The organism is Vibrio sp. NH-7 (assembly GCF_053643215.1).
In genome coordinates, this window is record NZ_CM132187.1 from 1,520,394 (window position 1) to 1,546,048 (window position 25,655).

Genomic DNA, 25,655 nt, shown 5'->3' on the forward strand with positions numbered 1-25,655 from the left:
CACACTGAGCTAGATAGGTTTCAAACACCGAATTTGAAGAGGAAATGAGTTTTCATTTCCTCTTTTTTTTATTGGTATAGCGAATAAAATTCAAATCATTGCTTGGACAGGTAATTAAGCGTTTACCTAAATTCAAACGACATAGAGATTGGAATGATGCTTAAACCCAGTGACAAATGGACTTGGTACTACGATGACTCAGAAGGGCACCTGATGCTCGATCTGGGTGATGGTATGCTGTTTAAGACCAACCTTCCTCGCAAACTAATCGTCGAGTGTGCGATTGGCATCAACGAGTTTTCTGTCGACGATGCATCCGCTTATCAAACCTACAAAGAACAAATTGCGTTGCTTGGGCTTTCTGAGCCACGTCAAGCCGAATTAGCCTTGTACTGTGTGGCAGCGAAACGCTTTCACAAACCTGTGCAACCCAAGAGCTGGTTTTTTGATTCACTATCGGATGGAAATCTAGCGCTTGAGGAAGGTGACTTCGTTCAGTTGTCAACGTCAAGCGGTTCGAGCTCTTTTATTGTCATCGAAGTCGGGGAGTGCGCCAGCTTATGTGTGTCTGTCTCACTTGACGAATTCCAGTTGAATGGCATTAAGTCGTTGTCGTTTGGTGAGGCAATCAAAGTGATGCATGACCGAATGCTGCTTATAAACCACCAGTTTCAAGCTCAACCAATCGCTTTGGTTGGCTAATTTTTCGTTCCTTTTATGATTTCCCATCGGCCTTATGGCCGATTTTTTTTGCCCATAACCCATCTTATTCCATCTAAATTCCTTCGTATCCTCGCGGAGAACTGATTATTGAATGTGAGAATCGTTCGGTTTTCAGACAATAATTTGAGTCAGTTTCATCGGCAATTTTGGCTTAATCGCTTCTATCAATATGTAAAATTCCCCCTTTAAGTGGTATTTGGTAATAAATTTACGTCTTTTAGGGTGATTGGTATAGACCAATTCTTAAGTAAATAAGTATTCACTATCTCCTTAGACCAAGAAATCCGATAGGAAGTTGACGATTTATTAGAAAGGTTGGTAACTATCTGACTAGATGAGAGTTGATGGTTATTTCATCAGACAGCAGCGGAAAGGCTGAATAACGCTATTTGGATTAACGATGTTGCTCGGTTGTCAGGTATAATGAGAGGTCCTTTTCAACAGAATAATAAGTTCACTATGCATCAATATCTTGCGGTTACATCCAATGGTTTGGAGAACCTGTTAGTAGAAGAGTTAACAAAGCTAGGGATTAACGACGCAAAACCTGTACAAGCAGGTGTCCGTTTTAAAGCATCAATTGAGCAGATTTATCGCTGCTGTCTATGGAGCCGTTTGGCTTCTCGCTTTGTTCGCGTTCTATCAGAGTTCACTTGTAACGACGATATGGATCTATACCTTGCGACATCATCAGTAAACTGGGTCAACCATTTCCATAGTTCGAAAAAGTTCGTCGTTGACTTTAATGGTACGAACCGAGAGATTCGTAACAGTCAGTACGGAGCGATGAAAGTCAAAGATGCGGTAGTGGACTGTTATGAGAAGAAGAACCTCCCACGACCGTCGATCAGTAAAGATCGTGCCGATCTTCGTATCCACGTTCGCTTGCATAAAGATAAAGCGTTACTTGGTATCGATATGGTCGGTGGAGGTCTACATCAGCGTGGTTATCGTCCAGAATCAGGCCGTGCGCCTCTGCGTGAGACGTTAGCGGCGGCTATAATTCTTCGCAGTGGCTGGGATGAGAGCAAGTCGATGTTGGACCCTATGTGTGGTTCAGGAACGCTTTTGATTGAAGCTGCGATGATGGCTGCGAATATGGCGCCAGGTGTTAACCGCAAAAAATGGGGTTTCGAATCCCTTGAAGACTTTGATCCAGAGCTTTGGGCTGAAATAAAGTCTGAAGCTTCCGTGCAGGCTCGGCGTGGTGTCAAAAAAGTTGACGCTAAGTTCTACGGCTTTGACAACGATGCTCGTGTACTTAAAACCGCAAAAGACAATGCGCGCCGCGCAGGTGTTGAGTCTCTTATTGAGTTTCAAGAAGGGGATGCAGCTAAGGTTATGCGACCTGCTGGTTTTGAGCATGGCGTCATCGTGTCAAACCCACCTTATGGTGAACGTTTAGGTACTCATCCTGGTCTGATTGCTCTATATACCGCCTTTGGTGCACAGCTCAAAGACCAGTTCGGCGGATGTCAGGCGTCTATTTTCTCAAGCTCTGATGAGCTGCTCAGTTGTCTGCGTATGCGAGCTGATAAGCAGTTCAAATTGAACAATGGCGCGTTGCCTTGTCATCAAAAAAACTACTCCATTTCAGATCGCCCTGCAGAATCTAGAGGTGACGCTGTCACTGAATCTTTAATCGCACCAGATTTTGCCAACCGTCTAAAGAAGAACATTGGCAAGATTGGCAAATGGGCGCGTAAAGAGCAGCTCGATTGCTACCGTATTTATGATGCAGATTTACCAGAGTACAACGTGGCTATCGATGTCTACCTTGATCACCTAGTGATTCAGGAATACGCGGCACCAAAGAATATCCCTGAAGAGAAAGCAAAGCGTCGTCTTACAGACATTATCCGCGCAGCAATTCAAGTGACCGGCACTGAGGCTAATAAAGTTGTGCTGAAAGTGCGTGAGAAGCAAAAAGGGCGCTCTCAGTATCAAAAGCTCTCTCAGGAGTCAGAAACAATGCAAGTCAACGAGTATGGCGTGAAGCTGCTCGTTAACCTTCACGATTACCTAGATACTGGATTGTTCCTTGATCATAAAATCACCCGTCGTAAATTGGGTGAACTCTCGCAAGGTAAAGATTTCTTAAACCTATTTGCTTACACTGGGTCAGGCACAGTTCACGCCGCATGTGGCGGTGCAAAGTCCACGACCACGGTCGACATGTCTAAGACCTACTTGGAATGGGCGAAAGAGAACATGAAGCTCAACGGGCAGGTCGGCAGACAACATCGGTACGAGCAGGCAGATTGCTTGCAGTGGTTGGCAAACTCTACAGAGAAGTTTGATTTAATCTTTATTGACCCACCGACGTTTTCTAACTCGAAACGTATGGAACAGTCATTTGATGTTCAGCGTGACCACATTCAATTGATGAAAGATCTTAAGCGACTCCTTCGTGCCGGTGGAACCATTGTTTTTTCAAACAACAAACGCCACTTTAAAATGGACTTGGACGCATTGAATGAGTTGGGGCTAGAGGCGAAAAACATTTCAAATCAAACTCTGCCGCTTGATTTTTCTCGCAACAAGCATATTCATAACTGCTGGATCTTAACCCACAAGGAATAAGTTGGTTTCGTGATCACTTTATATAGTACAGAAGGGTGCCATCTCTGTGAGATGGCTTTTCAATTGTGTCAGCAAGCAGGTATTGCAGAGCACATCCGCATCATCGATATTGCCTTTGACGATGAGCTGTTTTCTCGTTACGGCGTCACTATTCCAGTGCTCAATTACAACGATACCGAGCTTAACTGGCCTTTCGACTTACAAGAATTGAAACTTTGGTTAGATAAAAATGGCATTACTTACCATCAATAATGGATTGCTGGCTTACGGTGATCACCCTCTACTTGACCATGCAGATTTTGCATTACAAGATAATGAACGAGTCTGTTTAGTTGGTCGCAATGGCGCGGGTAAATCCACGCTGATGAAAGTCCTAGCAGGCGATGTATTACTTGATGATGGTAAACTGACCGTTACGCAAGATGTCATTGTCTCTCGTCTCGAACAAGATCCGCCCCGAAATCAAGAGGGAACCGTGCTTGAATACGTTGCTGGTGGATTAGCCGAAGTCGGCGAGCAGCTTAAGATCTATCAAGATCAGCTTGATCTGATTGCCATTTACCCTTCAGAGCAAAACATCAACAAGCTCGCCCGAATTCAAGAGCAGCTCGAACACTCAGGCGCTTGGCGTTTTGAAGATCGCATTAAAAACGTCCTTACGGCTCTTAAGCTTGATGGGCATACCCAATTGACCGACCTATCTGGCGGCTGGCAGCGTAAAGCTGCGTTAGCGCGTGCGTTGGTATGCGATCCGGATGTTCTGCTACTTGACGAACCAACTAACCACCTAGACGTTACGACTATCGAATGGTTAGAAAACTTCCTGAGAGACTTCCGCGGCTCGATCATTTTTATCTCCCATGACCGTGCATTCATTAAATCGATGGCGACACGCATTGTTGACTTAGATCGCGGTAAGCTCTCTTCTTTTCCTGGTGATTATGAGAACTACTTGGTTGAAAAAGAGGAGATGCTACGCGTCGAAGAGATGCAAAACGCAGAGTTTGATAAAAAACTGGCTCAGGAAGAGGTGTGGATTCGCCAAGGGATTAAAGCGCGCCGTACACGCAACGAAGGCCGAGTTCGCGCGCTCAAAAAGCTCCGTGAAGAGCGTTCAGACAGACGCGAAGTCCAAGGTAAAGCGAATATCCAAATCGATGATGCATCTCGTTCAGGCAAGATTGTGTTTGAAGCGCAAAACATCAATTACTCCATTGAAGGAAAGAGTATTGTCAAAGATTTCTCTTTCAACATCATGCGCGGCGATCGGATCGCGCTTATCGGTCCGAATGGTTGTGGTAAGAGTACGCTGCTGAAACTACTGCTTAACGAACTTGAACCGCAAAGCGGCCGTTTACACTGTGGTACCAAACTGGAAGTTGCCTACTTTGATCAGTATCGCGAAGTGCTTGATCCAGAGAAATCTGTGATCGACAACCTGGCTGATGGCAAGCAAGAAGTGATGGTCGGTGGGCGCCAGAGACATGCCTTGAGCTACCTGCAAGACTTTTTGTTTGCGCCCAAGCGAGCGCGTACACCAGTTAAAGCGCTGTCCGGAGGAGAGAAGAACCGATTACTTCTTGCGCGCATATTCCTCCGAGCGAACAACTTATTGGTGCTAGATGAACCAACTAACGATTTAGACATCGAAACGTTGGAACTTTTAGAAGATTTGCTTGCCAATTATCAGGGTACGCTTCTTTTAGTCAGCCACGATCGTCAATTTGTTGATAACACGGTAACGACGAGCTGGATCTTTGAAGGTGAAGGCGTTATTGAAGAGTTTGTCGGCGGCTACCATGACGCTCAGCAACAACGAGCTCAAGCGCACAGTCAACGTACGGTTGAAAAACCAACGAAAAATGAAAAACAGCTTGAGGAAACTCCCAAAACTGCACCTGTTAAGAATAAGCCTAAGAAATTATCTTATAAACTGCAGCGAGAGTTAGAGGCACTACCAGCCAAGCTTGAAGAGTTAGAAGCCGAGATTGAAAGTCTGCAAGAGCAGGTGAACAATCCTGAGTTTTTCTCAAAATCAGTAGAGCAGACACAACCCATTTTAGATAAGCTTGCTGCCACCGAGCAGGAGCTTGAAGTTGCTTTTGAGCGCTGGGAAGAGCTCGAAGCAATGCAACAGGAAAGTTAACGTCTAATGAGTAGTAAGATTTTTAAAATTTCAATGGTTGCGGCAACGGTTGCCGCATCTTTTAGCGCAAGTGCCGCTATCTATCAGGTCCATGCTTATCAACCTGCGAATGGTGGTGAAACGTTTGGTGCTGCGATTCAAAGTTCAACGGAGAACTGCTGGGTAGATACCGACTGTAACGACGCTTCAGCGCTCGATCACACAGTTGATCTGAAAATAGCGATTGAAGAAAAACAAAACCCAGAAGGTTTCAACTACCGAAACGAAGCGCCGTTTTTGCTCGAAAACGGTTATGACTATCTTGAAGATGGCTACGATGGCTTTCGTAAGTACTGTGATAACTTTTTAGATTACTCTAAAGAGCTATGTAAGCGTTGGGCGAGTAGACAGTATTCTTCGGGTTATGCGACAGAAGGATCGTTGAACAACTCGTATGCTTATATTGAAGATACAGCGATTGAAAGTGCACGTGACAACGTAATTATTAATCAAATTGTTGATCCAGCGAATAACAATGCTATCGGTACTTACTATGGCGACAGTCTTAAAGAACGGACGCAGTCTTTTGCTGACGTCACTATTGTTGATAGTGGTGTTCAAAGTAAAGTCTTCTCTAAATTGGAAGGCCAAGACCTATATGTAGGTAGTGTTTCTTTCGAGACGAGTAACGCTAACGATTTCCGCTCTCAAGCGGCTATTTGGACCAACAGTGGTGCTACGCAAACTTTGATAGCATCTGGTGGTAGCATTAGCAGCCGCTCAATCCCTCAAGGCAGTGCAAGAGACGTCGCTGAAGTTAAAGATGATAGCAATAACCCAGTAGGGGTTTACGCGGTTGGTTATGATTCCAACAGTGACGAGATTCCTCTTGCTGCGGTATTTAAGATCAATGGAACCACGGTAAACAAAACCTACGTCGGTACATACAACGACGACAATAAATACCTTAATTCCTTGTTAACGTCAGTCAACGACAAAGGTGTTGCGATTGGTACGGTAAAATACCGTGAGCCAATTGACGGTGCATACGCGAATCGTTTGTTCTATGTACCTGACGTGACGAAGTCTTCACTTGGTGGTGCAGATTTTCCTGGTGACATCTTCTTTACTAGTGCCAATGGCATTGCTGGCGCAATCAACAACAACAGTGAAGCAGTTGGACAGGTTGACTTTGAACGCCACCAGGAATCAAACGGTGGTAAACCGAGAGCTAAGCGAGCGTTCATCGCACCACTTTCGTCCACAGACGCGAAAGCTCCGTTAGGCAATAAAGCTTGGTATCTTGACGATCTTACCTATGGTTTAAGTAGCAATAATGCTTATCGTGTGATCGATGCGACTGATATCAATGATGCTGGTGTTATTGCCGGTACTGCCTACTATTGTGCTGGTGGTTTTGATAGTTCTGCAATTGATGCAAGTTGTAAAGCAGGCGCTTCAATCGTAGCGGTTAAGTTGGTCCCAATTAATGGTAAGACTTCTAGCGATATTCAATCGCGTCCTCGCGAAACGACTAAGGTTGAGCGACAAGGTGCTGGATTTGGTCTTTTTGCTCTGACAGTACTTGGCCTGATAGGGTTCCGTAGAAAATAGGTGATTTTTTAATCTAGGGCACAGGTTCACATTTTTGGATCTGTGCTTTTTTTATACCTTGAGAAAGGCTCTGTTTTGATCGATTCTTAATTGTGGAGTCACAAAAGCTCCACATTAGTTTAATAGTAGTACGTTAGAAAACACTTTCTTGTATGAGGACGACACTATGAAGAGACAAAAGCGTGACCGCATGGAAAGAGCGCAATCTCAAGGTTATAAGGCAGGCTTAAATGGCCGTTCTATGGACGCATGTCCATACCAACAGATGGATGCTCGATCCTATTGGCTTGGTGGTTGGCGCGATGCCAGAGAAGATAAACAATCTGGTCTCTACAAATAACGACTCAAATCCACATACATATAGGAATAAAGCCCCGAAAGGGGCTTTAACCGTTATTAGCGCACAATAAATAGTAGCATAATGCACTATAACTAAATTGTTAGGGGATAAAAAACGACTCCGAAGAGTCGTCTTAAAAAGGATAGCGTTAGAACGCAGATGTATCTTGGAAAAGACCCACTTTTAAATCTTTTGCTACGTAGATTTCTTTACCGTCCACAAGAACACGACCGTCAGCTAAACCCATAACTAGCTTGCGGTTAACAACGCGTTTCATGTGAATTTCATAAGTCACTTTTTTCGCTGTCGGTAGGATTTGGCCCGTAAACTTAACTTCGCCAACACCTAGAGCTCGACCTTTACCTTTGCCGCCAACCCAGCCAAGGAAGAAGCCAACAAGCTGCCACATTGCATCCAGTCCTAAACAACCTGGCATTACAGGGTCGCCAGGGAAGTGGCAATCAAAGAACCACAGGTCAGGTGTGATATCTAACTCCGCAAGGATAAGACCTTTACCAAAATCACCTTCAGTCTCAGACATCTTGGTGATGCGGTCCATCATCAGCATGTTTGGTGCAGGCAGTTGAGGATATCCAGGGCCAAAAAGCTCGCCTTGGCTCGACGCTAGAAGATCTTCACGGTTATATGATTCACGTTTGTTTTGCATTATCAATGACTCCAATATTTGATAGCCGCATCTTAGTGAACACGTGTACGCTAAACAACTCCAACCAGTCTGAATCTAATGAATACTTACATTATCTAAACCAGTTTTTGAAGCGTTCCACAATTCCTTGTGGGTGTTCGTGTTTTTCAAAGTTTTCAATTCGTTGCGCGATTTTGTTGATGACACTTGCTTCATCATCACCGCGGAAAGGTTTGCCCATGATGAGAGGGATAGCTTCATCGACCGTTGATACAGACCAGATGTGAAACTGATCCTGTTTAATGCTATCGACTACATCCTGATTCAGTGCAAGATGCTTTAGGTTAGATTTTGGAAGAATCACACCTTGCTCGCCGGTCAGTCCTTGATGTTTACATACGTGATAGAAGCCTTCGATTTTTTCATTCAAGCCGCCTACAGCTTGCACTCGTCCAAATTGGTCTACCGCGCCGGTGACTGCAATTTGTTGATTAATTGGTATCTCAGACAAAGCACTGACAAATGTACATAACTCGGCGAGAGTTGCACTGTCACCATCGACTTCACTATAAGACTGTTCGAACACCACAGAAGCAGAATAGGGTAACGGTTCCTCTAACTGCAATGCGCTACTCACGAAGGCTTGCATAATCATCATACCTTTCGCGTGTAGATTACCGCCAAGCTCCGCTTTACGTTCAACGTCTGAAATATCACCGTCACCAAAATGGATAACACATGAGATTCGAGCGGGCTCTCCATACGACATCGGGTGGCCAGGCACATCGATGACGGTCAACCCGTTGACCTGACCAACGCATTCGCCTTGTGTCTCTATGATAACTTGCCCGTCGGTGATGTCAGCAAGAGCGCGTTCAGGAAGATAAGCCTCACGATGGTACTTGTTGTTTACAGCGTTTGAGATGTCATTTTCATCAAGGACATTACCTGACGACGAAAGCAAAGACTCTTGGAAAAGAGCGAGATACCAAAGTATTTCGATAGGCATATACTCCTGATCTTCGGTATATCGAGCTCCTGCGACCAAAAGTCGATGCAACGCGCCAAATGTCAGCGTAGGAAGTTGATAGGTACTAAGAATCCATCGAATGAAGCCCAACAGCTTTGCACATGACTCTTCACCAAAAGCTATCTCGTTTTCGATTTCGGTATACATGGCTAGGCCGCTGTATAGCTCGTCATCTAAATACTCAAGATCAGAGATTTGATGTCGGTCGCCGACAATGACTACTTTTACATCATAGGTTTGGCTTGGGACTAGGGTGGCAACCTTGCGTGGATTTGCATTCAGCGGCGAGATAGGTTGCCCTAAAAGAATGGTTTTGAGTGCTTGCCAACTCGCGGGGTTTGCTAGAATTAAGTTAACCGGTATGACGAGAAACCCGCCATCTGCTCGATCAAGTAGCCCCTTATGGCGAACGGTAATTTGTCCGTCATCGTCGCATGAGTAAGAACCAAGTAAAGAGTCTGCTGTGAGTGATTCAGTCACATGAACACAATCATTTTGTGTATGTTGCTCTATCGCTTCTTTTACCAAGTGTCGGTAGAAAGCATTGTCAATCGAGTTAATGATGAGTGCGCGCGTATAGCCGCTGACTCTAGAAAAGGTGTCTATAGATTGTTTGAGTCGGGGTTGAATGTCGATAAATCTGACAAGATCCAGTTCATTAAATCGCTTTAGAATTCCGTCATATTGGGAGTACTGAGGCGTTACTGAACGCCAGCTTTCTTGCTTCATCAAATTGGTTCATTAATCTCTAAATGCGCGAAATTATATAGAAAAAGCCAATGATGAGATACTGGTAATTTAATCTGATGATCTGGATCGCTTTTCGATTACAATGGGGATTGTAACGAACGCTTAATGCAGTTACGCTGTCACCAGAAACTCAATGGAACATTGTTACTCATGAAATATCAACAGCTTGAAAATCTAGAATGTGGATGGAAGTGGACCTATTTAATCAACAAATGGAAGGCTGGTGAAGCCATCACTCGACACATTGATTCAAGTGAAGCTGAAGCCGCTATCAATGAGCTTCGCAATATCGAGCATGAGCCAACTCAAGTTTTAGAGTGGATTGAAAACCACATGTCACTTGAGTTAGACAACAAACTCAAACAAGCCATTCGAGCTAAGCGTAAAAGACACTTCAACGCTGAACAGATTCACACCAAGAAAAAATCGATCGACCTAGACTATCGGGTTTGGGAAAAACTGTCCTATCGAGCAAACGAGCTAGGATGTACGTTGTCCGACGCAATTGAATACTTGCTGTCAGAGGCTTCAAGAAGCGAGAAAGCAAGTAAAACGGTGAGTAGCCTTAAAGAAGATTTGTCGAAGTTATTGGATTAAGGAGTAGTAGGGATGCTGTATGTCATTTTGATTGCTGCAGTGGTTGTTTTTTGGCTAGTTGCAGTCGACAGACCTGTGTTGAAGGTGAAGTTTTCAAACGGGAAGATCGTAACCGAAAAGGGGCATTTCCCTCCAACGTTTAAGCACAACGTTGTTGATATAGCTGAGCGTGACCCTTTTACTGGTGAGCTTAAGGTGTATCAACTTCGAACGGGAACCAAACTGGTTTTCAGCAAGGAAATCCCTAAAAAAGTGCAGCAAAGAATCCGCAATGTATTTCCGCATCAAGGATTTAAAAGTAAAGGTACAAAAAAACGTGGGTGATAAACCTATCAATTACACATAAGTGAATTTTCCCTTCAGTTCCATTTCCTTCTCCCCACATTCATCTCAGACACTTGGTAGACTCGTCTCTGAGGTGAATGTATGAAAAAAAATATCCTAATATTAAGTCTGCTTTTATCAACTAACGCACACTGTGCAGATGATTCAGAATGGAACGTCATTGCAAAAAAACTTAAAGCCAGAATTGAAACAAAAATAGCCAAACATAGCCTGCCTGGGTATTGCAATGTCTTCATCGAATTCAGACACTCTAAATATCATGCGATTGTCACTAGAGTGAACACGAATGGAGATTTTAAAATTTGCAAGGTAAGTAAGCATCTCATCAAGAAGGGAGAAAAGTTCAGATACCGTACGCCAGAGAAATATTTGAGAATTCATGTTGCAAACGAATGAATAGACACAGAGAATGTGTGCTAAATTATTAATATGTTTATTGAACCGAAGTCTCACTTTGTTAGTAACAAATAAGAAATACAATAGCGAAGCGTTAGCAATAGCCCAAAAAGTTAACCACCTTACGCGAGAGCGTCATGCGAAGTGGTTGGTTAGCCTCAAGTACATTCTTGATCAGTCCGACGTGGACGCGACGCTCAGTCGTCAAAGCGAGTTTTGTGACAGTGTAATTTTAAAAGAAGAAGAACGTATCACGAACAACCAACGTTTGCTCTTGGAGTGTGAAAGCGAGCGAGTCCAGGAAAGAAGGCAAGCCGCTGAAGATAAGCAACGAATTCTGGGCAATGTCGTTGACGACGTTACGAAACATGCAGAGCAACTGATTACCGAAACGCTCTTAAACATGCCGGCAATTAAACTATTTGGACGTTTTCCAGACTTCTCGTACTTCTCAAGCATTGCCTATTCTCCGTCTGTCAGCTACAGCAAACTAACCGTACTCTCAACTAACGATAACCAGCTACGAAACAATCTACTGATGTTGGTTAACGATCCCAAGTTTTGTGCCCGAATTGGCAAGATGGCTCGCGGAATAAACGAGCCTCAAGTAGCGATCGGTACTTTAGGTACTGAAAATTGCCGAGTACTTTTGCCCATTTTAATGGTTAAACCTATTTTGCGGTGGCACAACCCACTAACAAAAAACATCGCTCCTAAACTATGGCAACACATGATTTTAACTTCAAACGTGACGCGAATGCGTTTGGATAAGGCAGGAATTGCAAATCCGGAACAGGGGGTCTTGCTCGGAGTTCTAAGAACGATAGGGTACTTCGCGGTAGTGAATCAGTTTCCCCAACTGTTCGAGGATGCATTGGTCGAGAAGATGCGTTATTACCGTGAAAACAACCTAAGGGACGAATACTACGCCTGCGCAGAGGTTACCCCTAATTTAAATCTTCTGCCCAAGTTATTAGTTAATTTGGATAATGCGGTTACTCGAAAAGTCATAGAGGAAATAGAGTGGGGTCCAAATACGGTACACTTAAAAAATGCGCTCTTGGATGATCTTGAAGAACGCCCAATCCTAGAGCGAAGTGAGTTTGGTGTAGCGCTAGCACAAGGCCAAGCATACGCTATTTTTGATATGCTTGATCGAAGTGATGCGTTTGTCGAAAAGCATAAACCCTTCTGGTTTGCCCATGTTCAAATGCCACCAAGCGCTCTTAACGAGCTACGAGCTAAACATCCGGGTCGAATTGGCTTATCTAACGCAAATAGTTAAACACGTTTGTTCACTCAGAGTACGTTGGGAAGACAACATAAGGCACTATAACTAAAAACTAACTTACAAACGATATAAAACAAGATCACTAAATTAAATAACTGAATCAAAAATATAGCAAAATTCAGATAAAGACTTATCTCGTAGCGAGACAATTTAGTAATATGACATAAGCATTGTGACGCGGTCACTTGATCAGCTTTGCTCACTGCAGATAACTGTGTTCGGCGCAAGGCCATTTCCTATGTGAAATTTGAAACGAACTAAACGATGGCGCTTTGATAGAACACAACTCAGTTCTTCCAGTTATAGAGACGGTTATGGAGTTCAATCACAATATTGAGTTTCGTTTGATGGCTTGGCGATAGCGGCTGTCATATGCTTAGGCTAAACAAAAAGGCCAGTTGTTTGGCTACTTTAATGATCAACAAGCAGAGAGCCAACGTGCATGGTCTCGAATGTACCCAAAGACACAGTGCAGGGATTGAATCAGCTACGCTGACATAAAAGTTCTGTACAAGATAAGCAAATTGCACATGATTTAGGGATAAGAGTGAAAAATTTTCGGATATTAGAAAAGGACAGCGCTATCTAACTGAAGATGAAGCACTTTTTCTAGCAGAAACTATAGGTTTATCTAGTGAAGAGGTTCTAGTGTACTTAGCAGCAGATAAGGCAAAGACGTTCAAGGCTCAGCAAGCTTGGAGTAACATTGCAAAAAAGTTTAACTGGCTGAATTTACAAGGAATATCAATAGCTTGTGTGGGTTTGGCTATGTGGATTGGCAGCCCTAACGAAGCTATCGCTCTGTCAATCCCAGTTTAAAATGTCCTGTCCTCAGCAAAGTAGAAATGTCCTGTTGTTAACTGAACTATCCTTATGCATTAAAACTCATAAAAGTTACTCGGGCGAAATTATGTCTTTTGATGCAATGTCAGTTATTCAGTCTCATCTTGAACATAGAGAAGGAGATCATATTCCTTTCAACACGCAAGAATTTGTAGATTGGTGTCAAGAAACTGAAGGGGTTAACCGTAGTTTAACGCTGTCAGAAGCGAATGAAGTACTCAAACTACTGAATGACAGCCATGACCATATAGAGCTCACTCATAGTTATTTCCCAGAGAACAATCTGGGCTGGTTTTACCACAAATAATGTTTCGACATACGATTATTGCATTGAGCTTCACTCTTGCTGCATGCGAGCAACGCACTGACTTTGACGCTTGTGTTGAGTATTGGACAGACATGGTTAAGAAGCAGGGCATCAGTGATGAAAAGTCAGAACAAGACGCAATTCACTACACTATTAGCTCTGAGTGTCGTTTATCTAAGTAGGTTCTTAACCGTTTTTGCTGTGGCTTGACTTAAAACTATCCGGCTCAGCTAAAACAGGATTCAGAGCCCTTAGCTGAGACATAGCGCGCTTCTGAGCCGTTCTTTTAGGCGCGTTTTGACTTCTTTCCCTAAGCTGGGCTTTATCAAATTCTTCTTGGTTCTCTAGGGCAAATTGAAGGACTTTACCCAATCTTTTGTTGTCGACGACTTGAGTTTGATCCACTTTAGCCAGCTTATCGAAGGTTCTGAAACTTAACTTTCTCTCGCCATACTGGACGGCAATTCGACCATCTGGATAGTCGAGTATTTTGACCACTTCATTGACAAGACGGCTATTTTTCTCTGTTTCTTCACTTAGATAAAGTACTTTGTCATATTGGAATGTCAATGACTTCGAGAGTTTACGCGTGGTCTGCCAAGCAAAAATGTCATCCAACTCATCTTGATCTTCGCGAACTGGACGGTGGAGATCTTTAGGGTAGTTGGCAGGCTTCGCAAAGCGGTGATTAAAATTCTCGATAAAGTAGGGCAGCCATGCGTTCGCTTCTTCTATAGTATTAATGCCTTGTAGACGCATCTCTTTGATTAATCGGTCTTGTAACGTCTTGTTTGCTCGCTCAACACGTCCTTTGGCTTGAGAGCTGTTCGCACAAATCAGTTCAATGCCAAGTTCATCAAGTATACGACCAAATTGGGTTAATCCCACTTTTTTGAGATGCTCTTGGTTGACACGAAATATCGAGTGTTTATCGCTGTAAAAAGCCACAGGCTTGCCATGTTGATCCAGATATTCCCGTGTGGCCACCATATAGTCAAAGGCAGATTCGGTATCACTGAAGCGTAGGTTCATCAAACGTCCGGTCGCATCATCGATGTAGACCAAGAGACAGCACTTAGAGCTGCGTCCTTCAAACCAGTCGTGGTGTGAGCCATCAATCTGAACCAGTTCGCCTAGGCAGTCACGACGATAACGAGGCTGGTAAATACGAGGCTGGCGTTGTGAGTGTGGGACCCAGAGACCATCGGCGATCATCCACTGGCGTAATGTTTCGACAGACAGGAGCAGGTTGTGTTGCTCGGTAAGCTTCTCAAAAGCAAACTGTCGAGTGCTTATATTAAGTATGTCGGCGGCGTCAACTTGACGAAGTCGGCGTTCGCGAACATCTTGCAGCACTTTAAAACGATTAATGTCTCGGTCACTCATTGGAATTAGCATCGGTTAAGATTCTCAAAGCTCAGTGCGCATTATATGCCCTTATGTTAAGTGCAATTCGTATCATTTGTATGTATGGATTTGTAGACTCTCTCACTTTTGAGAGAGTTAATCATGAAGTATCACGAAATGACTAAAAACTATATTTTTCGTGAATTTGAGTGCGGCTTATCGATTGAACAAACGGCTGAACTTTGTTTTAAAAGTGTGAGAACCGTCAAAGATTGGGATAAAGGAAAAGAGATACCTAAAGAGTGCAAGAGACTAATGCGCAATCAATGCCGTTTAGAGTTGTCTTACCGCGAAGAGTGGGAAGGCTTTAGGATGAACAACCAAAAGCTCGAGCTTCCCACTGGTAAAAGTGTCACACCGCAAGAAATTTTAGCGGGGATTGGTTTATTGGAGATAGGGTCGGAACTCGAATTGAAGACCAGCATCAAAATACTCAGATACGCTAGAGCAATCGCAAGACTGTTACGCTAATAAACAATCCAACCCACTGGGCGCCAATCTAACCGTGAGTTTTGGCGCTTTTTAACCATCTGATTAACCTCGTGTTCGATATTTAATAAATTCATTGGTTCTAGAATAGGCTTATTAAAATCGGTAAAAGGGTCGAAAGAAGGAAGCCTATAGACAAAATCTTTATTGTCGCTAGCAACTTTCTTGAAATGATCATCTAGAATAATCGGCAGCTCATACATTAATAAAGACAACTCTTCTATAAGGATATCAATTTCTCTTATTTGTTGCTCTGTAACAACAAGGAAGTTGACGAAGTTATTAAACCCAAATTCCTCTTCTAAGAATTGGATATGCACACTAGCAATGCTGCCAGACATGGCGTTGACATCTGCCTTTGTTAGACATTCATTAACCTTTAGTGCCATCTCATTTCGAGTTTCAAATATAGATATTATGGTGTTATATTTTTCAATTATATTGTAAATATGATTCGGGTTCTTCGGCGACCGTTCTGGTGTAGTGCCTTGTTTCATTAAAAAGTGGAGTGTGGTTGGGTCGAAATTTATAGGCTTAACACTTTGACGTATCATATAAGGGTACATCATACCTCGCGTAAACTCCGTGCGTCCCCTAAGCCTTGAACAATACCCAAACTTAATAGACCCTAGATCACCGAAACACTTAGATAGTAAGACTATTGCTTTGGTGGCATTCTCCAGATCTTCTCTATTTCGCTTGTTTTGGTCATCCAAGGCTTGTTTTCTGAGTGAATATCTATATGCCAAAGTTGCTGAGACAAAAACACCGCAAAAAGAACCAATCCACGAAGGCATTTTAAGGATTGAATATGATAAAACGCAAAATGAAAAACTGTCAGTATTACAAGAACTCAATGCTGGTTGATACGTCACGAAAAAACCTAAAGAAAGCAATGATGCTACTACAAAAAAAATAGATTTCATTTCGCAGAAACTTCCGATGTTAAGTATTTTTTCTTGAGGTTGTTTACTTCTTGCTCAACAGCTTGTTCAAACTGACTTTCTACTAACAATGAATCCTGTACATCATTGAAGTCTAAGATCGCGAATAACTTAATATAATCTTTGAATGGGTTGATAGTTACGATGTTATCCGTATTTTCCATCATATCTAAGTCCAAGTTAATTATGTCAATGAACAGAGATATGGAAGGCTCATATTTCCAGTTGTTAACAAAAAGGATAAGGCCAACAAAAGCATCCAAAAAGGATTGTTCGTATTTTGTCCTAAATTGATATGGAATATGCTGCGTTACAAATGTTTTGACTTTTGACATCATCATGTATTCATCGCGCAAGACTCTTACGTCAAACAACACTTTGTTTTTCTTTGCAAGTCTTTCTACTTCACTTCTCTGAGGTGGCCGAAGTTGATGCATAGCCACTTGTTCTTTTAAAGAAACATCACTCTTAATGATGTTTTGAATTGCATAGATTTTCCAATTTATACTTTTTAGTTCTGCGAGCTTTGGGAAAAAATCTATTGAACTATGAAAACGTAGTTTGTTGTAATGAGAAAGTTTGTCAGTATCCAAAGAAATATCTACTATGTGTTTTCTTTTTACTTCCAAGTGCCACTTTCGAAAATTTTGTATGTCTAATCGGTTGATTAAACCGACTTTAATGGCCTTGGATACATATGAACCAACAAACTTGGTAGCTGCACTTCGACTTTGAGAGAACGACAGTTTTTCGATAGTTTGATCCTTAAATGCTTTGTCTTCTCGTAAGTCACACAGTTCATGATGGCTTTCTTTGCCATCTTCACCTAAAAACCTGAAATGTGGTTGCTTTAGGCTTTTAGTTCCAGCTTTATTTCTTGCCCCAGAAACCAAAATTGCTCCAACAGCGCCGCAAGAAGGACAAACCAAATCAGTGTGAATACGTTTTCGAGTTTCCGAGTCAACATTTCTCAACTCAGGGTCACTGCTCAAATCATAACTTAGAAACTGAAGGTACTCTGCCGCATCCAGCTCTCGATTAAGCGATATGCTAAAACTTGTTAAAGCCACAAATTTCTCCAATGTAAAACGAAAGTATGGAACCAGTTGGCCATGATTATACTGTACTAATTGAAGTGCAACTAAGTTAATTTTTGCCATTGATTTGGAGACTTTCACCCCGTATTACTATACGGGGCGGTCGAACTCCCTTGGAACCATCGCCCACAAAGCAAAAGAGCGTAGTGCCTCGCAAGAATCGGGAAACAATAAATTGATACAGTGTGGGTCATTTCGAGACAGGTCTAATACTGGCTATTGATGTTTCCCACAGCTAGGTCGGACTTGCTAACTTGGATTGGCATCTTGAGCCCCGGAGGTGCGGTAAAACCTTTCTGATTTAATCGTACGGGGCAACCTTTGCTTGATTGCCAAACTGGAATTAATGAGCCAATACCGTATATGTATTGGCTCTTTCTTTTTCTGGCTAACGTTTCTCTCTGAACTCAGCCAAGTTGACCACATTGTTGTAATAACGAATGGGCTCTAGAGGGGAATAGGGGATTGAGCGAGGAACGCCGTCATACAAAACAACATAGAGCATGTCCCACCTTACAACACCAACCAGATAAGTATTCTTATCAAAATCAACCCAAGTATGGCCACCATCTTTGCTATAGGACGTAAAACCCACGAGCTTAGCCCTTTGGAGCTTCCCGCATTGGCCTTTTTCAATAAAGCCACCAAAGTGCTTATGTCCTTGGGTTCCATCTTGTTTTAGGTAGGCAACACTGCATTTCTGTCCTTTATAGTCGTGACCGTTCTCATCCAAAACAGTACCGACTTGGCTTTTTGTCCAACGTATTATCATACTCACACCCAATACTGTATATATATACATATATTAGCAATCTTGGTACTTTTCATCAATGCGCGTTCAGTTCAGTGTGTTGCAGTGGCAAGAGCCCCATTGACGCTTTAAATCTCTGCAAGGGAGGCTTGGCAGGGCGAGGGGTGGCGATAGGTCTTGGAGATAACAGCAGCTAACCGCGCCAATCGAGATAGGTGATCCTTTTTAGATCATCGTGTGGCTTGGTGCCTCGCTTGCACTTCGTGCATTGCTTATCCCTGCGGGGCTTTGATATTTAGAAAGAGAAACGCCATAGGGCTTAATGCTCGCTGCTCAGTCTTCGCGACTGCGCGTTGCACCCTATGGCTATAAGTGAGGACTAAAATAGTGAGACGTTGGCACTTTGTATTTCTCGCTCTTTGACTAGAGTCTCTAAGGGCTTACAGGTGATGGTTTTGGATACATTGCCGCGCGTTAGCTTCAAGAGACATTCGTTTATCACTTGGTAAGTGATGTCGTATGCCTTAAAGAACTCTTGGTTGAGGCTATAGACTCCATCCGTTGCTACCGCTTCCACTGATATATAGTGTTCAAAGTGGCGTTGATTAGCTCGTATCTTAACCGCATGATTAACCCCCGTTACAAAGGCTTTTTGTATGCCCTCAAGAGGCAACACATCGCCTATATAAACACTCGGAATCCGGCCATTGTTATCAACTTGACCGCTAGTCCCACCATCACGTAATAAGCCAGAACCTTGAGCCCCCGTTTTAACCAGCTTGTCAGCTTGGTTAGGTGAGGCACTGTCCAATTGCGACGTTCCCGCTTGCGGAGCCGTCTCAGGAGTATCAGTAATGCGGTTGGATATTTCATTGATTGCCCATCCCATGCAAAGAATAAAGAGAAGAAAAACCCCGATGACCTTTGGGTTGCGAAAGAGGGTATTCATTGCTCCGGCTCGCTTAGCCACTCCGGTACTGGTTGATTTGTAGAGCAAGAACGCATCAAGGGGGATTTTCTGTGTCGTCAGGTTCACGTCCTTGGTTTTGGGTATCACAGGCGTTGATACTGACTTGTCGTGTTTCCAGATAAACGGTTTGCGTACCGCCCAGAAAAATTGGTCACGGCCTTTGTGATAAAAGTTCTGCTCACCACACGCTTTAATCCCCGAATCAATTTGCTTCCAGTCCGGAGACAGCAGCTCAATATCCCAGTTGTATTTCCGGTGGCGCATGAATCCTTCGTTAAAGGTGTGAGGGTAGATAATCCTGCCTTGTTCGTCGTATTCGGCAATGCCTCTATCGTCGGTTTCCGAAGCCTTAAGCGCAGACATATCCGCAGGGACATATCGAGAGTAAAAGAAGTCGAGATAATCCGTAGGCAATAGGCCATCTTTGCCAGTGTCTTGAGTGATGAAATCCTCGATAGGCTTGTACGTCACCTTTCTCATATCAAAGCCGATGTTCTTTGAATAGATGTCCTGACACTCATCGATAACAATCAATGCACCAAGCGGGCACCAACAGAAAAAGTGCGTCCAAAGATGGACACCCGCCTTATCTCGCGAAGTAATGCGAAAGAGCTTCGCGGTCGTTGGAAACTGAATGTCCATCAGCTTTTCGATTTCTTCCAATGGCTGCATACCTTCCATATTGGTCACGACCACGCGACCCGCCTTGAGCGCCTGATAGATACGAAAGTATGCGGTGTATGCCGATTTGTATGAGCCGTTAGCTCCGGTTCTGATTGTGATAGCCATATCAGCGCGTCATCCTCATTACAAAAGCAGTGGTAAAGAAGTTAGCCAAGATAGAGAGCCCTTGAGGTAGTCCAAATTTAAACGCATAAAAACGTAGCTCGCTTGGCATGGCGTTAAATGTCGCTGCAAGCAGGTCATTGAATCCAATTTCTTCGAGTAGCAGTTGTGCCGTGTTGTAAGACAGTTGGATAAACTGAATTTGAAAGTAGATTTTCATCTTGATGACAAATAGCTGAATGTAACTGAAGAGGTCAGTCATCATCACCGGTATGGATTCGAAGAAGCCCACGACCGTATTGGCTTGTAAAGAGATCCAATCGATAAAGCTGTACAGTGTTTCCATTACTCTTTCCCCAACATGCGTATACCTATAAGCACAAAGATAAACAAGACAACGGCCTTGATGATGTTCGCGTTATCCAACAGCGCTGACAGGACGCCCGTTTGAAAGCTGCGGGTTTGACCATCCAGTTCGAGGTCTAAGGTATGCTCTTTGTACTCCCCATCTTGAAACGAATCCGTGTCGAAGCTGAACAGAGTTTTAAAGGAATCCATTTCGGTTTTTAGCTGCTTTTCTAGCTCGACGATTTCCGTTTCAATCTTGGTTTTCTTGTTGTCTTGAAAGAGAAAACCGGAGTCAAATTGATTAGACTTGGTTGGGGTTTGGAACTGATTTTGTCCACCAAGGAGCGATTCAATATTGCCGATACCCTCAGCCAATCCATCAATCGAAGTTTGGAGCGTGTTACCTAAGGCTTTGATTTCACCTGTTACACCAGAAAGGTCAATATTTGGATTCTCTCCATCACCGGAGCCCGTATCCATCTCAGTGATTAAACGCTTTAATTCGTCTACCTTTCCATCAACAGCCGTAATCTTATCGGTGGCCGCTTTAATCTTGTTGCCGTTCGCCTTGGCTGCTGCTGCGTTTCTAAGTTGTCTCGATTGGGTGGCGTTGAGTTGCAGACCTGAATCGAGAGAGTTGTTGATAGCGGATGTGACTTGGTTATACGCCTCATTGCCGATGCTGTGGGAGATATTGTAAATATCGTTCCTAACGTTACCGACCTGAACCCCTAAATTGTTCAGTGAAATGTGGTAGAGGAGGTGATTGTTCGCATACTCATCCGAGACGCTTTTAATATCAGACAGCATTTGTCGGTCACTGTCGGTAAAACTCGGGTCTGAGCTGCCTACATCGAGGTTAGAAATCTGTGAGCGCAGACGGTTGTATTGCTCATTTTGAACCCGACTTGAGTCATCAATTCTATCGGTCTGTTGGCGGATAGCTTGAGACAGTGTGTTGCTCATTTGTTTGATGTCATCCGTCATCACGGTATTGCTCACGAACTCTCGAACCAGACGAACCAAATCCCCATTGTTAGACGCGATTTCGGCCATTTGCTGGGTCAGAGTTTGCATGTGCTCAGGACAACCCGCCGTTGTACAGTTGACTTGCGTGATGTCGAGCTGCGGATTGAGCTTATCAAGATAGGCTTCGAGTTCATCTGGGATACCGTTTTGGTTGTCATCCGTTAAATACTGAACCTTTTGAAATGGATCATCATCGACGGAGTTGGGAATACCATCACCGTCAAAGTCATCAATATCATCATGGATACCATTACCGTTTAAATCGTCACTGACTATCGGCGGTGGAATGTAGCCACCTGGCACGAACCCATCTTGTGCGCAGGCTTCACCCAAAGACATAAAGTAAGAAGCCGAGGCGGAGTCATTGGCAGGGGCTTCCACAATGACTTCTGGCTTGAATCGACATTGAGCTAAACACGCAGTAGGCATAGTTCCGTAAAGGCTGAGTTTCCAAGACTTTGAAACATCAAGTCGCGTCCCTTTGACGCACTCAGAAGCAAAGGACGGTTGAGCAACCAACAAACTCAACAGCATCAACGAAAGGATAACTAACAGTGTGTTAATAGCGGATTTCATTGCCTAAGCCCTTAAACAAAAAAACGCCCACTAAGAGGCGTTGATTCCCGTATATACGCCGTATATAAAGGATGAAGCCATGACCACCCCCAAGAGGATGGTCACGACATGAGACACTAGCTCGCCCATACTAGCCGCGCATTGCGCCCATGATGGCACGTAGACCGAAGCCCAAAGCACCTAGACCAATAAGACCCACCACCACTAGACCGTAGTTCGATTGACCAGAGCTGATAGCCCCATTAATCGCGGTAGTCACTGCCGAGTCTTCTGCGAATGAAGCACCTGACACTAGAACCGTAGATAGAGCAATGATTTTAGTCTTGACGTTTTTCATAATGTTCACCTTTTATAGTGTGTTTAAGTGTGTGCCTAGAACTTACCTAGGCTTTTGAGTATTCGCCCTAGCACATGACCAGAAACGAAGGAAAACAGGAGCCAACCAGAGACGAGAGAGTACAGTTCCGTGTCAATGTTCAGCTCATAATCCGTAGTGGATGCAGTCAATGTGAGTGTCTGAAACTCATTCACGCTCAGCGCATACATACTGCAATTGGTGTTTCCGTCTTGCAGGACGTAAATGTCAGCGGCAACTTGATTGAGACAGACAGCCATGCGTTGACCTCAACTACAGCGGTTTAATATCGACGACGATATTTCGAGCAGGGTTCTGAGGGTCTGCATCCAAAGAGAGCTCGCACATCAGCGGAAACTTCTCATTCAATTTGCCAAACTCAGCGACCAGAGATGGATTGGGGCTCATGGCGATTTGCTTTTGTGTGAGTCCTTTTGCTTCACATTGACCCTTAGCGGATTTCCAACCCTCGTTGACCGCTAAGTAGTTCACTTGAGCAAAGTTATAAGGCGTGTCGTCTTTTTTCGATAAGCCTTGCGAGTGTTCACAACCAATGACGATGACGGTTAATGGCATAATTGATAATCTCCAGTTTTTTCTAGATGTAAGCCCCGACCGACTGGATAGTTAATGCGGTCGGGAATGTCCGTGATGTCCAGCTCTTTGGTCAGGACATCGAGAATCTTTTGGTCTTTGTCGTACACTTGGCGCATCAAGTTGATGAGCTTGCCGTACTGGACGCGAGCATGTTTGATGGCGTTCTCCAACGTGGTGTTGAACAACACACGAACCGTTGAAATCGCCAGAGGTTCAACGTCCTCAATCAGAGAGGCAAGGGCAGGGTATGCGCCCGCAAAATATTGGTCAGGGTTGACCAACACATCAAAAGGAATGACGCGGAAACGGTTTCCGATTTGCACCTCGAAGCGATTCCAATTGGGGTATTTCTCGCACTTCATTTGAGACGCTTTGTCGTAAGCGCGGAAGATCTTTCCGTTCTCACGCGCACCCACGTAAAACGTATGACCAGCATCGGGAATTAATCCGCATTTCTTACGGTCAGCCGGACTCATACCTTGATAGCCGATAAACTCTCCGGCTTTGGGAGGCGTACCGCGAGTGATGAACTGACCATCAACATACTTTTGCTTAATGTCTTCAATCGTTACGTTACCTTCGAAGTCATCAAGGGCAATGTCCACGCGAGTCAGCTTTGCACCGACCATTTGTTTCAATGCTTTGTTGAGAGTTTCCATGTTGATGGCCTCGCAGCCCTTACCGGAAAACGACACGTAGTAACCGAAGTTTGCCGCGCCCCAAGCAACCAGACCCGCTTGAGTGCCATTGCAAAGTAACTTTGCAGAATACTTGTATCCTGAAAAACCACCTCGACGCTCAAGTGTCCATTCGTTCTTTTCGTAGCTGATTTCATCCGTTAGGACTTCCAGAAACGACTCGATTTCGCCATGACAAAGGGTATCAAGCATATCAATCCCGATATTCCCAATAAGACGTTGGTAACACTCATTAAAAGACACATCGGTATCAATAGTGACGTCAGCATCAATCAGCTCTTTCTCCAATGCCGCCATGTATAAGTCTTTGTTGGCAAAGTCTTCGGACTCGATACAACCAAGCATCTGCGCCAAGTTCTCAGCAAAGTGCGCAATCTTGGTGTTTTCACGCATCGCAATCGCCACCATGTTTTGAGACTCGAACTCGCCAAGCTGCTCAAAGGCAAAGCGCTGTTTTGCCATTTCCTTGCAGCGCTCTAGTAGAAGCGGGGAGCCGGAGAAACTCACATAATCGATAATCGTCTTATTCATCATCGAACACCCTGTCAAACGCACCGTTACGGCGTAACTCAGATTCATTTTCGTGAGTGATTTCAATCAGCTCGCGGTCTTCTTCACACGCATACAAGTACATTTCGTGCTTGGTTTTGAAATACTCAGGCATCCCATCTATCGAACACCAATAACCGTCAGCATGATGCTCGAAGTAAACGGGATTTTTGCGATTGGATTTAGATGCGAAAGCCATGAACAGACCTCTATAGCTTTGAGTTAACAGCAGTAACTAGACGGCGAGTCATTTCACAATCTGCCAATGCGCGGTGAGCGGTTAGGTCTGAGGTATCAATACCTTGCTGGCAACAAGCATTAACCAAAGATTGCCATTTATAGTTGCTGTAATACGGGTTTATCTCAGCATAAAAATCAGCGTACCAAAGCATTACGCAGTGAGACTTTTGGACAAGCATATCTTGAACTTCAAGAACATATAGCGATGAGCAAAAGCGCAACAATGACTGACAAATCAACCGAATATCATAGTCAGAGTTGTAAATAACTAAGGATTTACCAGTAAGCAGAGGCTCAATTTGCTCCCAAACCACCTTAAAGTTGGTTGATTTACAAACATCTTCATTTGAAATTCCGTGAATGGATTGCGCTTGCTCTGGAATTGGGTCGCAAGGATTAACAAGAGAGGTAAAAACAACATCACCAGATACAGCGTCGATAAGAGAGATTTCAACAATCTCAGCATTGGAATCGAGACCCGTTGTTTCAGTATCTAGAATGAGAGCGTTTTCTAAATTAATTCTTTCCATAACAACCACCTTGAACAGTTGAGTGAGAGCGACTCAGCAGCCCCAGAACATAAGTTTCAAGGACAAACGACCCAGAGCCGCTGAGCCAATTCGATTCAGTATGCGAATCTGCATATAGTTAAAACCCATTTTTGCATAGTGTAAATACCCGAATTTGCATGTTATTGAGCTAAACTGTGGGAATGAGGACTGTATAGCGAGGTTCAAAAATGTATATAAACCAACTGCTAGATGCTTACAAAGAGCAAAAAAGATATGTACAAGATAAGCAGATTGCGCACGACCTAGGGATAAGCACCCAAAAGTTGTCAAACATAAGACAAGGGGTTCGGTATCTAACTGAAAACGAAGCGCTTTTTTTAGCTGAGGAAGTCGGTGCAGATAAAGAAACTGTTTTAGTGTACTTAGCAGCCGATAAAGCAAAGAGCTACGAGGCGCAAACGCTTTGGAACAACATTGCAAAAAAGTATAACGGGCTAGGTTTACATGTAATATCAATGGTTTGTGTCGGCTTAGCCATGTGGATTGGCAGCCCTAACGAAGCTATGGCGCAGTGCGCATTATGTATATTATGTTAAATCATGACTAAGTCACTTAATATGTTCCCAATACAAACGCCTCACCCGTTTTTCTTCTCTAGAATTAAACATAACTGCATTTACCATAAAATACCTAATAAACACAAACAATTAATCAAGA

29 protein-coding genes and 1 pseudogene are annotated in these 25,655 nt (G+C 43.7%); 15 read left to right on the forward strand and 15 right to left on the reverse strand.

The annotated features are described in order from the left end of the window. Nucleotides 1-156: 156 nt before the first annotated feature. The 6 genes from ACUALS_RS06995 (at nucleotide 157) to rmf (ending at nucleotide 7,385) form a co-directional block, all read left to right on the forward strand. Entirely contained in the window at nucleotides 157-702 is a 546-nt protein-coding gene (locus ACUALS_RS06995; protein ID WP_454449234.1) for a cell division protein ZapC, read from the forward strand. Nucleotides 703-1,182: 480 nt separating this feature from the next. Further along, nucleotides 1,183-3,306 (forward strand): bifunctional 23S rRNA (guanine(2069)-N(7))-methyltransferase RlmK/23S rRNA (guanine(2445)-N(2))-methyltransferase RlmL, encoded by a 2,124-nt coding sequence (gene rlmKL / locus ACUALS_RS07000; protein WP_454449198.1) that lies wholly within the window; start codon nucleotides 1,183-1,185, stop codon nucleotides 3,304-3,306. Nucleotides 3,307-3,315: 9 nt separating this feature from the next. Next, a complete protein-coding gene (locus ACUALS_RS07005; RefSeq protein WP_072036472.1) occupies nucleotides 3,316-3,558 on the forward strand; it encodes a glutaredoxin family protein in 243 nt (80 codons plus the stop codon). Next, nucleotides 3,536-5,452, forward strand: a complete 1,917-nt coding sequence (locus ACUALS_RS07010; protein WP_454449199.1) for an ABC transporter ATP-binding protein — start codon at nucleotides 3,536-3,538, stop codon at nucleotides 5,450-5,452. Before ACUALS_RS07005 ends, ACUALS_RS07010 begins: the two co-directional genes overlap by 23 nt. Before the next feature lie 6 nt (nucleotides 5,453-5,458). Next, entirely contained in the window at nucleotides 5,459-7,045 is a 1,587-nt protein-coding gene (locus tag ACUALS_RS07015; protein ID WP_454449200.1) for a DUF3466 family protein, read from the forward strand. Between the two features lie 166 nt (nucleotides 7,046-7,211). Further along, nucleotides 7,212-7,385, forward strand: a complete 174-nt coding sequence (gene rmf, locus ACUALS_RS07020) for a ribosome modulation factor (RefSeq protein WP_008078149.1) — start codon at nucleotides 7,212-7,214, stop codon at nucleotides 7,383-7,385. Nucleotides 7,386-7,533: 148 nt separating this feature from the next. Here rmf and fabA read toward each other — a convergent pair whose 3' ends face one another. After that, entirely contained in the window at nucleotides 7,534-8,052 is a 519-nt protein-coding gene (gene fabA / locus ACUALS_RS07025; protein ID WP_038141483.1) for a bifunctional 3-hydroxydecanoyl-ACP dehydratase/trans-2-decenoyl-ACP isomerase, read from the reverse strand. Between the two features lie 91 nt (nucleotides 8,053-8,143). Continuing rightward, nucleotides 8,144-9,790, reverse strand: a complete 1,647-nt coding sequence (locus ACUALS_RS07030; protein WP_454449201.1) for a S16 family serine protease — start codon at nucleotides 9,788-9,790, stop codon at nucleotides 8,144-8,146. Between the two features lie 171 nt (nucleotides 9,791-9,961). Between ACUALS_RS07030 and matP the strand changes: the two genes are divergently transcribed. The 7 genes and pseudogenes from matP (at nucleotide 9,962) to ACUALS_RS07065 (ending at nucleotide 13,772) form a co-directional block, all read left to right on the forward strand. Next, nucleotides 9,962-10,408 (forward strand): macrodomain Ter protein MatP, encoded by a 447-nt coding sequence (gene matP / locus ACUALS_RS07035; protein ID WP_038141497.1) that lies wholly within the window; start codon nucleotides 9,962-9,964, stop codon nucleotides 10,406-10,408. Nucleotides 10,409-10,420: 12 nt separating this feature from the next. Continuing rightward, on the forward strand, nucleotides 10,421-10,732 hold the full coding sequence (locus ACUALS_RS07040) for a DUF3634 family protein (protein WP_038211878.1): 312 nt from the start codon (nucleotides 10,421-10,423) through the stop codon (nucleotides 10,730-10,732). Between the two features lie 102 nt (nucleotides 10,733-10,834). After that, complete coding sequence (locus ACUALS_RS07045) at nucleotides 10,835-11,149, forward strand: hypothetical protein (protein ID WP_334474708.1); 315 nt, start codon at nucleotides 10,835-10,837, stop codon at nucleotides 11,147-11,149. A 58-nt stretch (nucleotides 11,150-11,207) separates the two neighbouring features. Continuing rightward, complete coding sequence (locus tag ACUALS_RS07050) at nucleotides 11,208-12,434, forward strand: HDOD domain-containing protein (RefSeq protein ID WP_454449202.1); 1,227 nt, start codon at nucleotides 11,208-11,210, stop codon at nucleotides 12,432-12,434. A gap of 514 nt (nucleotides 12,435-12,948) precedes the next feature. Beyond that, nucleotides 12,949-13,259, forward strand: a pseudogene (locus tag ACUALS_RS07055) (DUF3693 domain-containing protein); the annotation flags it as partial. Between the two features lie 91 nt (nucleotides 13,260-13,350). Then, nucleotides 13,351-13,590 carry a hypothetical protein gene (locus ACUALS_RS07060; RefSeq protein ID WP_454449203.1) on the forward strand — a complete coding sequence of 80 codons (240 nt, stop codon included), beginning with the start codon at nucleotides 13,351-13,353 and terminating at the stop codon, nucleotides 13,588-13,590. Further along, complete coding sequence (locus ACUALS_RS07065) at nucleotides 13,590-13,772, forward strand: hypothetical protein (protein ID WP_039438199.1); 183 nt, start codon at nucleotides 13,590-13,592, stop codon at nucleotides 13,770-13,772. Before ACUALS_RS07060 ends, ACUALS_RS07065 begins: the two co-directional genes overlap by 1 nt. 4 nt (nucleotides 13,773-13,776) lie before the next feature. Here ACUALS_RS07065 and ACUALS_RS07070 read toward each other — a convergent pair whose 3' ends face one another. Then, complete coding sequence (locus ACUALS_RS07070; protein WP_454449235.1) at nucleotides 13,777-14,976, reverse strand: ISNCY family transposase; 1,200 nt, start codon at nucleotides 14,974-14,976, stop codon at nucleotides 13,777-13,779. A gap of 123 nt (nucleotides 14,977-15,099) precedes the next feature. Between ACUALS_RS07070 and ACUALS_RS07075 the strand changes: the two genes are divergently transcribed. Continuing rightward, on the forward strand, nucleotides 15,100-15,468 hold the full coding sequence (locus tag ACUALS_RS07075; protein WP_454449204.1) for a regulator: 369 nt from the start codon (nucleotides 15,100-15,102) through the stop codon (nucleotides 15,466-15,468). Here the strand turns inward: ACUALS_RS07075 and ACUALS_RS07080 are convergent. The 12 genes from ACUALS_RS07080 to ACUALS_RS07135 all read right to left on the reverse strand — a co-directional run bounded on the left by ACUALS_RS07080 (nucleotide 15,465) and on the right by ACUALS_RS07135 (nucleotide 24,956). Next, nucleotides 15,465-16,412 (reverse strand): hypothetical protein, encoded by a 948-nt coding sequence (locus tag ACUALS_RS07080; protein ID WP_454449205.1) that lies wholly within the window; start codon nucleotides 16,410-16,412, stop codon nucleotides 15,465-15,467. The genes ACUALS_RS07075 and ACUALS_RS07080 overlap by 4 nt on opposite strands. Further along, nucleotides 16,409-17,590, reverse strand: a complete 1,182-nt coding sequence (locus ACUALS_RS07085; protein ID WP_454449206.1) for a hypothetical protein — start codon at nucleotides 17,588-17,590, stop codon at nucleotides 16,409-16,411. The genes ACUALS_RS07080 and ACUALS_RS07085 overlap by 4 nt, the downstream gene beginning before the upstream one ends. 325 nt (nucleotides 17,591-17,915) lie before the next feature. Next, nucleotides 17,916-18,299, reverse strand: coding sequence for a hypothetical protein (locus ACUALS_RS07090; protein WP_454449207.1), 384 nt, complete (start codon nucleotides 18,297-18,299; stop codon nucleotides 17,916-17,918). A gap of 358 nt (nucleotides 18,300-18,657) precedes the next feature. After that, nucleotides 18,658-20,037, reverse strand: coding sequence for a zonular occludens toxin domain-containing protein (locus ACUALS_RS07095; RefSeq protein WP_454449208.1), 1,380 nt, complete (start codon nucleotides 20,035-20,037; stop codon nucleotides 18,658-18,660). 1 nt (nucleotide 20,038) lies between these two features. Then, nucleotides 20,039-20,380, reverse strand: a complete 342-nt coding sequence (locus ACUALS_RS07100) for a DUF2523 domain-containing protein (protein WP_454448018.1) — start codon at nucleotides 20,378-20,380, stop codon at nucleotides 20,039-20,041. Next, entirely contained in the window at nucleotides 20,380-21,987 is a 1,608-nt protein-coding gene (locus tag ACUALS_RS07105) for a hypothetical protein (RefSeq protein ID WP_454448019.1), read from the reverse strand. The genes ACUALS_RS07100 and ACUALS_RS07105 overlap by 1 nt, the downstream gene beginning before the upstream one ends. A 130-nt stretch (nucleotides 21,988-22,117) precedes the next feature. Continuing rightward, on the reverse strand, nucleotides 22,118-22,324 hold the full coding sequence (locus tag ACUALS_RS07110) for a hypothetical protein (RefSeq protein ID WP_005473248.1): 207 nt from the start codon (nucleotides 22,322-22,324) through the stop codon (nucleotides 22,118-22,120). Nucleotides 22,325-22,359: 35 nt separating this feature from the next. Beyond that, complete coding sequence (locus ACUALS_RS07115; protein WP_043887106.1) at nucleotides 22,360-22,602, reverse strand: hypothetical protein; 243 nt, start codon at nucleotides 22,600-22,602, stop codon at nucleotides 22,360-22,362. A 13-nt stretch (nucleotides 22,603-22,615) separates the two neighbouring features. Next, the gene (locus ACUALS_RS07120; protein WP_005473268.1) at nucleotides 22,616-22,918 is read right to left on the reverse strand and encodes a hypothetical protein; all 303 of its coding nucleotides are present in this window, start codon (nucleotides 22,916-22,918) and stop codon (nucleotides 22,616-22,618) included. Then, nucleotides 22,909-24,171, reverse strand: coding sequence for a replication initiation factor domain-containing protein (locus ACUALS_RS07125; RefSeq protein ID WP_454448020.1), 1,263 nt, complete (start codon nucleotides 24,169-24,171; stop codon nucleotides 22,909-22,911). The genes ACUALS_RS07120 and ACUALS_RS07125 overlap by 10 nt, the downstream gene beginning before the upstream one ends. Continuing rightward, nucleotides 24,161-24,385 (reverse strand): hypothetical protein, encoded by a 225-nt coding sequence (locus ACUALS_RS07130; protein ID WP_454448021.1) that lies wholly within the window; start codon nucleotides 24,383-24,385, stop codon nucleotides 24,161-24,163. Before ACUALS_RS07130 ends, ACUALS_RS07125 begins: the two co-directional genes overlap by 11 nt. A gap of 10 nt (nucleotides 24,386-24,395) precedes the next feature. After that, nucleotides 24,396-24,956, reverse strand: coding sequence for a 3'-5' exonuclease (locus ACUALS_RS07135; RefSeq protein ID WP_454448022.1), 561 nt, complete (start codon nucleotides 24,954-24,956; stop codon nucleotides 24,396-24,398). A 209-nt stretch (nucleotides 24,957-25,165) separates the two neighbouring features. Here ACUALS_RS07135 and ACUALS_RS07140 point away from each other — a divergent pair, with 209 nt between their 5' ends. Beyond that, on the forward strand, nucleotides 25,166-25,534 hold the full coding sequence (locus ACUALS_RS07140; RefSeq protein ID WP_454448023.1) for a DUF3693 domain-containing protein: 369 nt from the start codon (nucleotides 25,166-25,168) through the stop codon (nucleotides 25,532-25,534). The last annotated feature ends 121 nt before the right edge of the window (nucleotides 25,535-25,655 follow it).

Excerpts from the sequence above, each read along its gene's own strand:
- ACUALS_RS06995 (WP_454449234.1), top strand. The coding sequence starts at position 157 with ATGCTTAAACCCAGTGACAAATGGACTTGGTACTACGATGACTCAGAA.
- rlmKL (WP_454449198.1), top strand. The coding sequence starts at position 1,183 with ATGCATCAATATCTTGCGGTTACATCCAATGGTTTGGAGAACCTGTTA.
- ACUALS_RS07010 (WP_454449199.1), top strand. The coding sequence starts at position 3,536 with ATGGCATTACTTACCATCAATAATGGATTGCTGGCTTACGGTGATCAC.
- ACUALS_RS07015 (WP_454449200.1), top strand. The coding sequence starts at position 5,459 with ATGAGTAGTAAGATTTTTAAAATTTCAATGGTTGCGGCAACGGTTGCC.
- rmf (WP_008078149.1), top strand. The coding sequence starts at position 7,212 with ATGAAGAGACAAAAGCGTGACCGCATGGAAAGAGCGCAATCTCAAGGT.
- fabA (WP_038141483.1), bottom strand. The coding sequence starts at position 8,052 with ATGCAAAACAAACGTGAATCATATAACCGTGAAGATCTTCTAGCGTCG.
- ACUALS_RS07030 (WP_454449201.1), bottom strand. The coding sequence starts at position 9,790 with ATGAAGCAAGAAAGCTGGCGTTCAGTAACGCCTCAGTACTCCCAATAT.
- matP (WP_038141497.1), top strand. The coding sequence starts at position 9,962 with ATGAAATATCAACAGCTTGAAAATCTAGAATGTGGATGGAAGTGGACC.
- ACUALS_RS07040 (WP_038211878.1), top strand. The coding sequence starts at position 10,421 with ATGCTGTATGTCATTTTGATTGCTGCAGTGGTTGTTTTTTGGCTAGTT.
- ACUALS_RS07045 (WP_334474708.1), top strand. The coding sequence starts at position 10,835 with ATGAAAAAAAATATCCTAATATTAAGTCTGCTTTTATCAACTAACGCA.
- ACUALS_RS07060 (WP_454449203.1), top strand. The coding sequence starts at position 13,351 with ATGTCTTTTGATGCAATGTCAGTTATTCAGTCTCATCTTGAACATAGA.
- ACUALS_RS07065 (WP_039438199.1), top strand. The coding sequence starts at position 13,590 with ATGTTTCGACATACGATTATTGCATTGAGCTTCACTCTTGCTGCATGC.
- ACUALS_RS07070 (WP_454449235.1), bottom strand. The coding sequence starts at position 14,976 with ATGAGTGACCGAGACATTAATCGTTTTAAAGTGCTGCAAGATGTTCGC.
- ACUALS_RS07075 (WP_454449204.1), top strand. The coding sequence starts at position 15,100 with ATGAAGTATCACGAAATGACTAAAAACTATATTTTTCGTGAATTTGAG.
- ACUALS_RS07080 (WP_454449205.1), bottom strand. The coding sequence starts at position 16,412 with ATGAAATCTATTTTTTTTGTAGTAGCATCATTGCTTTCTTTAGGTTTT.
- ACUALS_RS07085 (WP_454449206.1), bottom strand. The coding sequence starts at position 17,590 with ATGGCAAAAATTAACTTAGTTGCACTTCAATTAGTACAGTATAATCAT.
- ACUALS_RS07090 (WP_454449207.1), bottom strand. The coding sequence starts at position 18,299 with ATGATAATACGTTGGACAAAAAGCCAAGTCGGTACTGTTTTGGATGAG.
- ACUALS_RS07095 (WP_454449208.1), bottom strand. The coding sequence starts at position 20,037 with ATGGCTATCACAATCAGAACCGGAGCTAACGGCTCATACAAATCGGCA.
- ACUALS_RS07100 (WP_454448018.1), bottom strand. The coding sequence starts at position 20,380 with ATGGAAACACTGTACAGCTTTATCGATTGGATCTCTTTACAAGCCAAT.
- ACUALS_RS07105 (WP_454448019.1), bottom strand. The coding sequence starts at position 21,987 with ATGAAATCCGCTATTAACACACTGTTAGTTATCCTTTCGTTGATGCTG.
- ACUALS_RS07110 (WP_005473248.1), bottom strand. The coding sequence starts at position 22,324 with ATGAAAAACGTCAAGACTAAAATCATTGCTCTATCTACGGTTCTAGTG.
- ACUALS_RS07115 (WP_043887106.1), bottom strand. The coding sequence starts at position 22,602 with ATGGCTGTCTGTCTCAATCAAGTTGCCGCTGACATTTACGTCCTGCAA.
- ACUALS_RS07120 (WP_005473268.1), bottom strand. The coding sequence starts at position 22,918 with ATGCCATTAACCGTCATCGTCATTGGTTGTGAACACTCGCAAGGCTTA.
- ACUALS_RS07125 (WP_454448020.1), bottom strand. The coding sequence starts at position 24,171 with ATGATGAATAAGACGATTATCGATTATGTGAGTTTCTCCGGCTCCCCG.
- ACUALS_RS07130 (WP_454448021.1), bottom strand. The coding sequence starts at position 24,385 with ATGGCTTTCGCATCTAAATCCAATCGCAAAAATCCCGTTTACTTCGAG.
- ACUALS_RS07135 (WP_454448022.1), bottom strand. The coding sequence starts at position 24,956 with ATGGAAAGAATTAATTTAGAAAACGCTCTCATTCTAGATACTGAAACA.
- ACUALS_RS07140 (WP_454448023.1), top strand. The coding sequence starts at position 25,166 with ATGTATATAAACCAACTGCTAGATGCTTACAAAGAGCAAAAAAGATAT.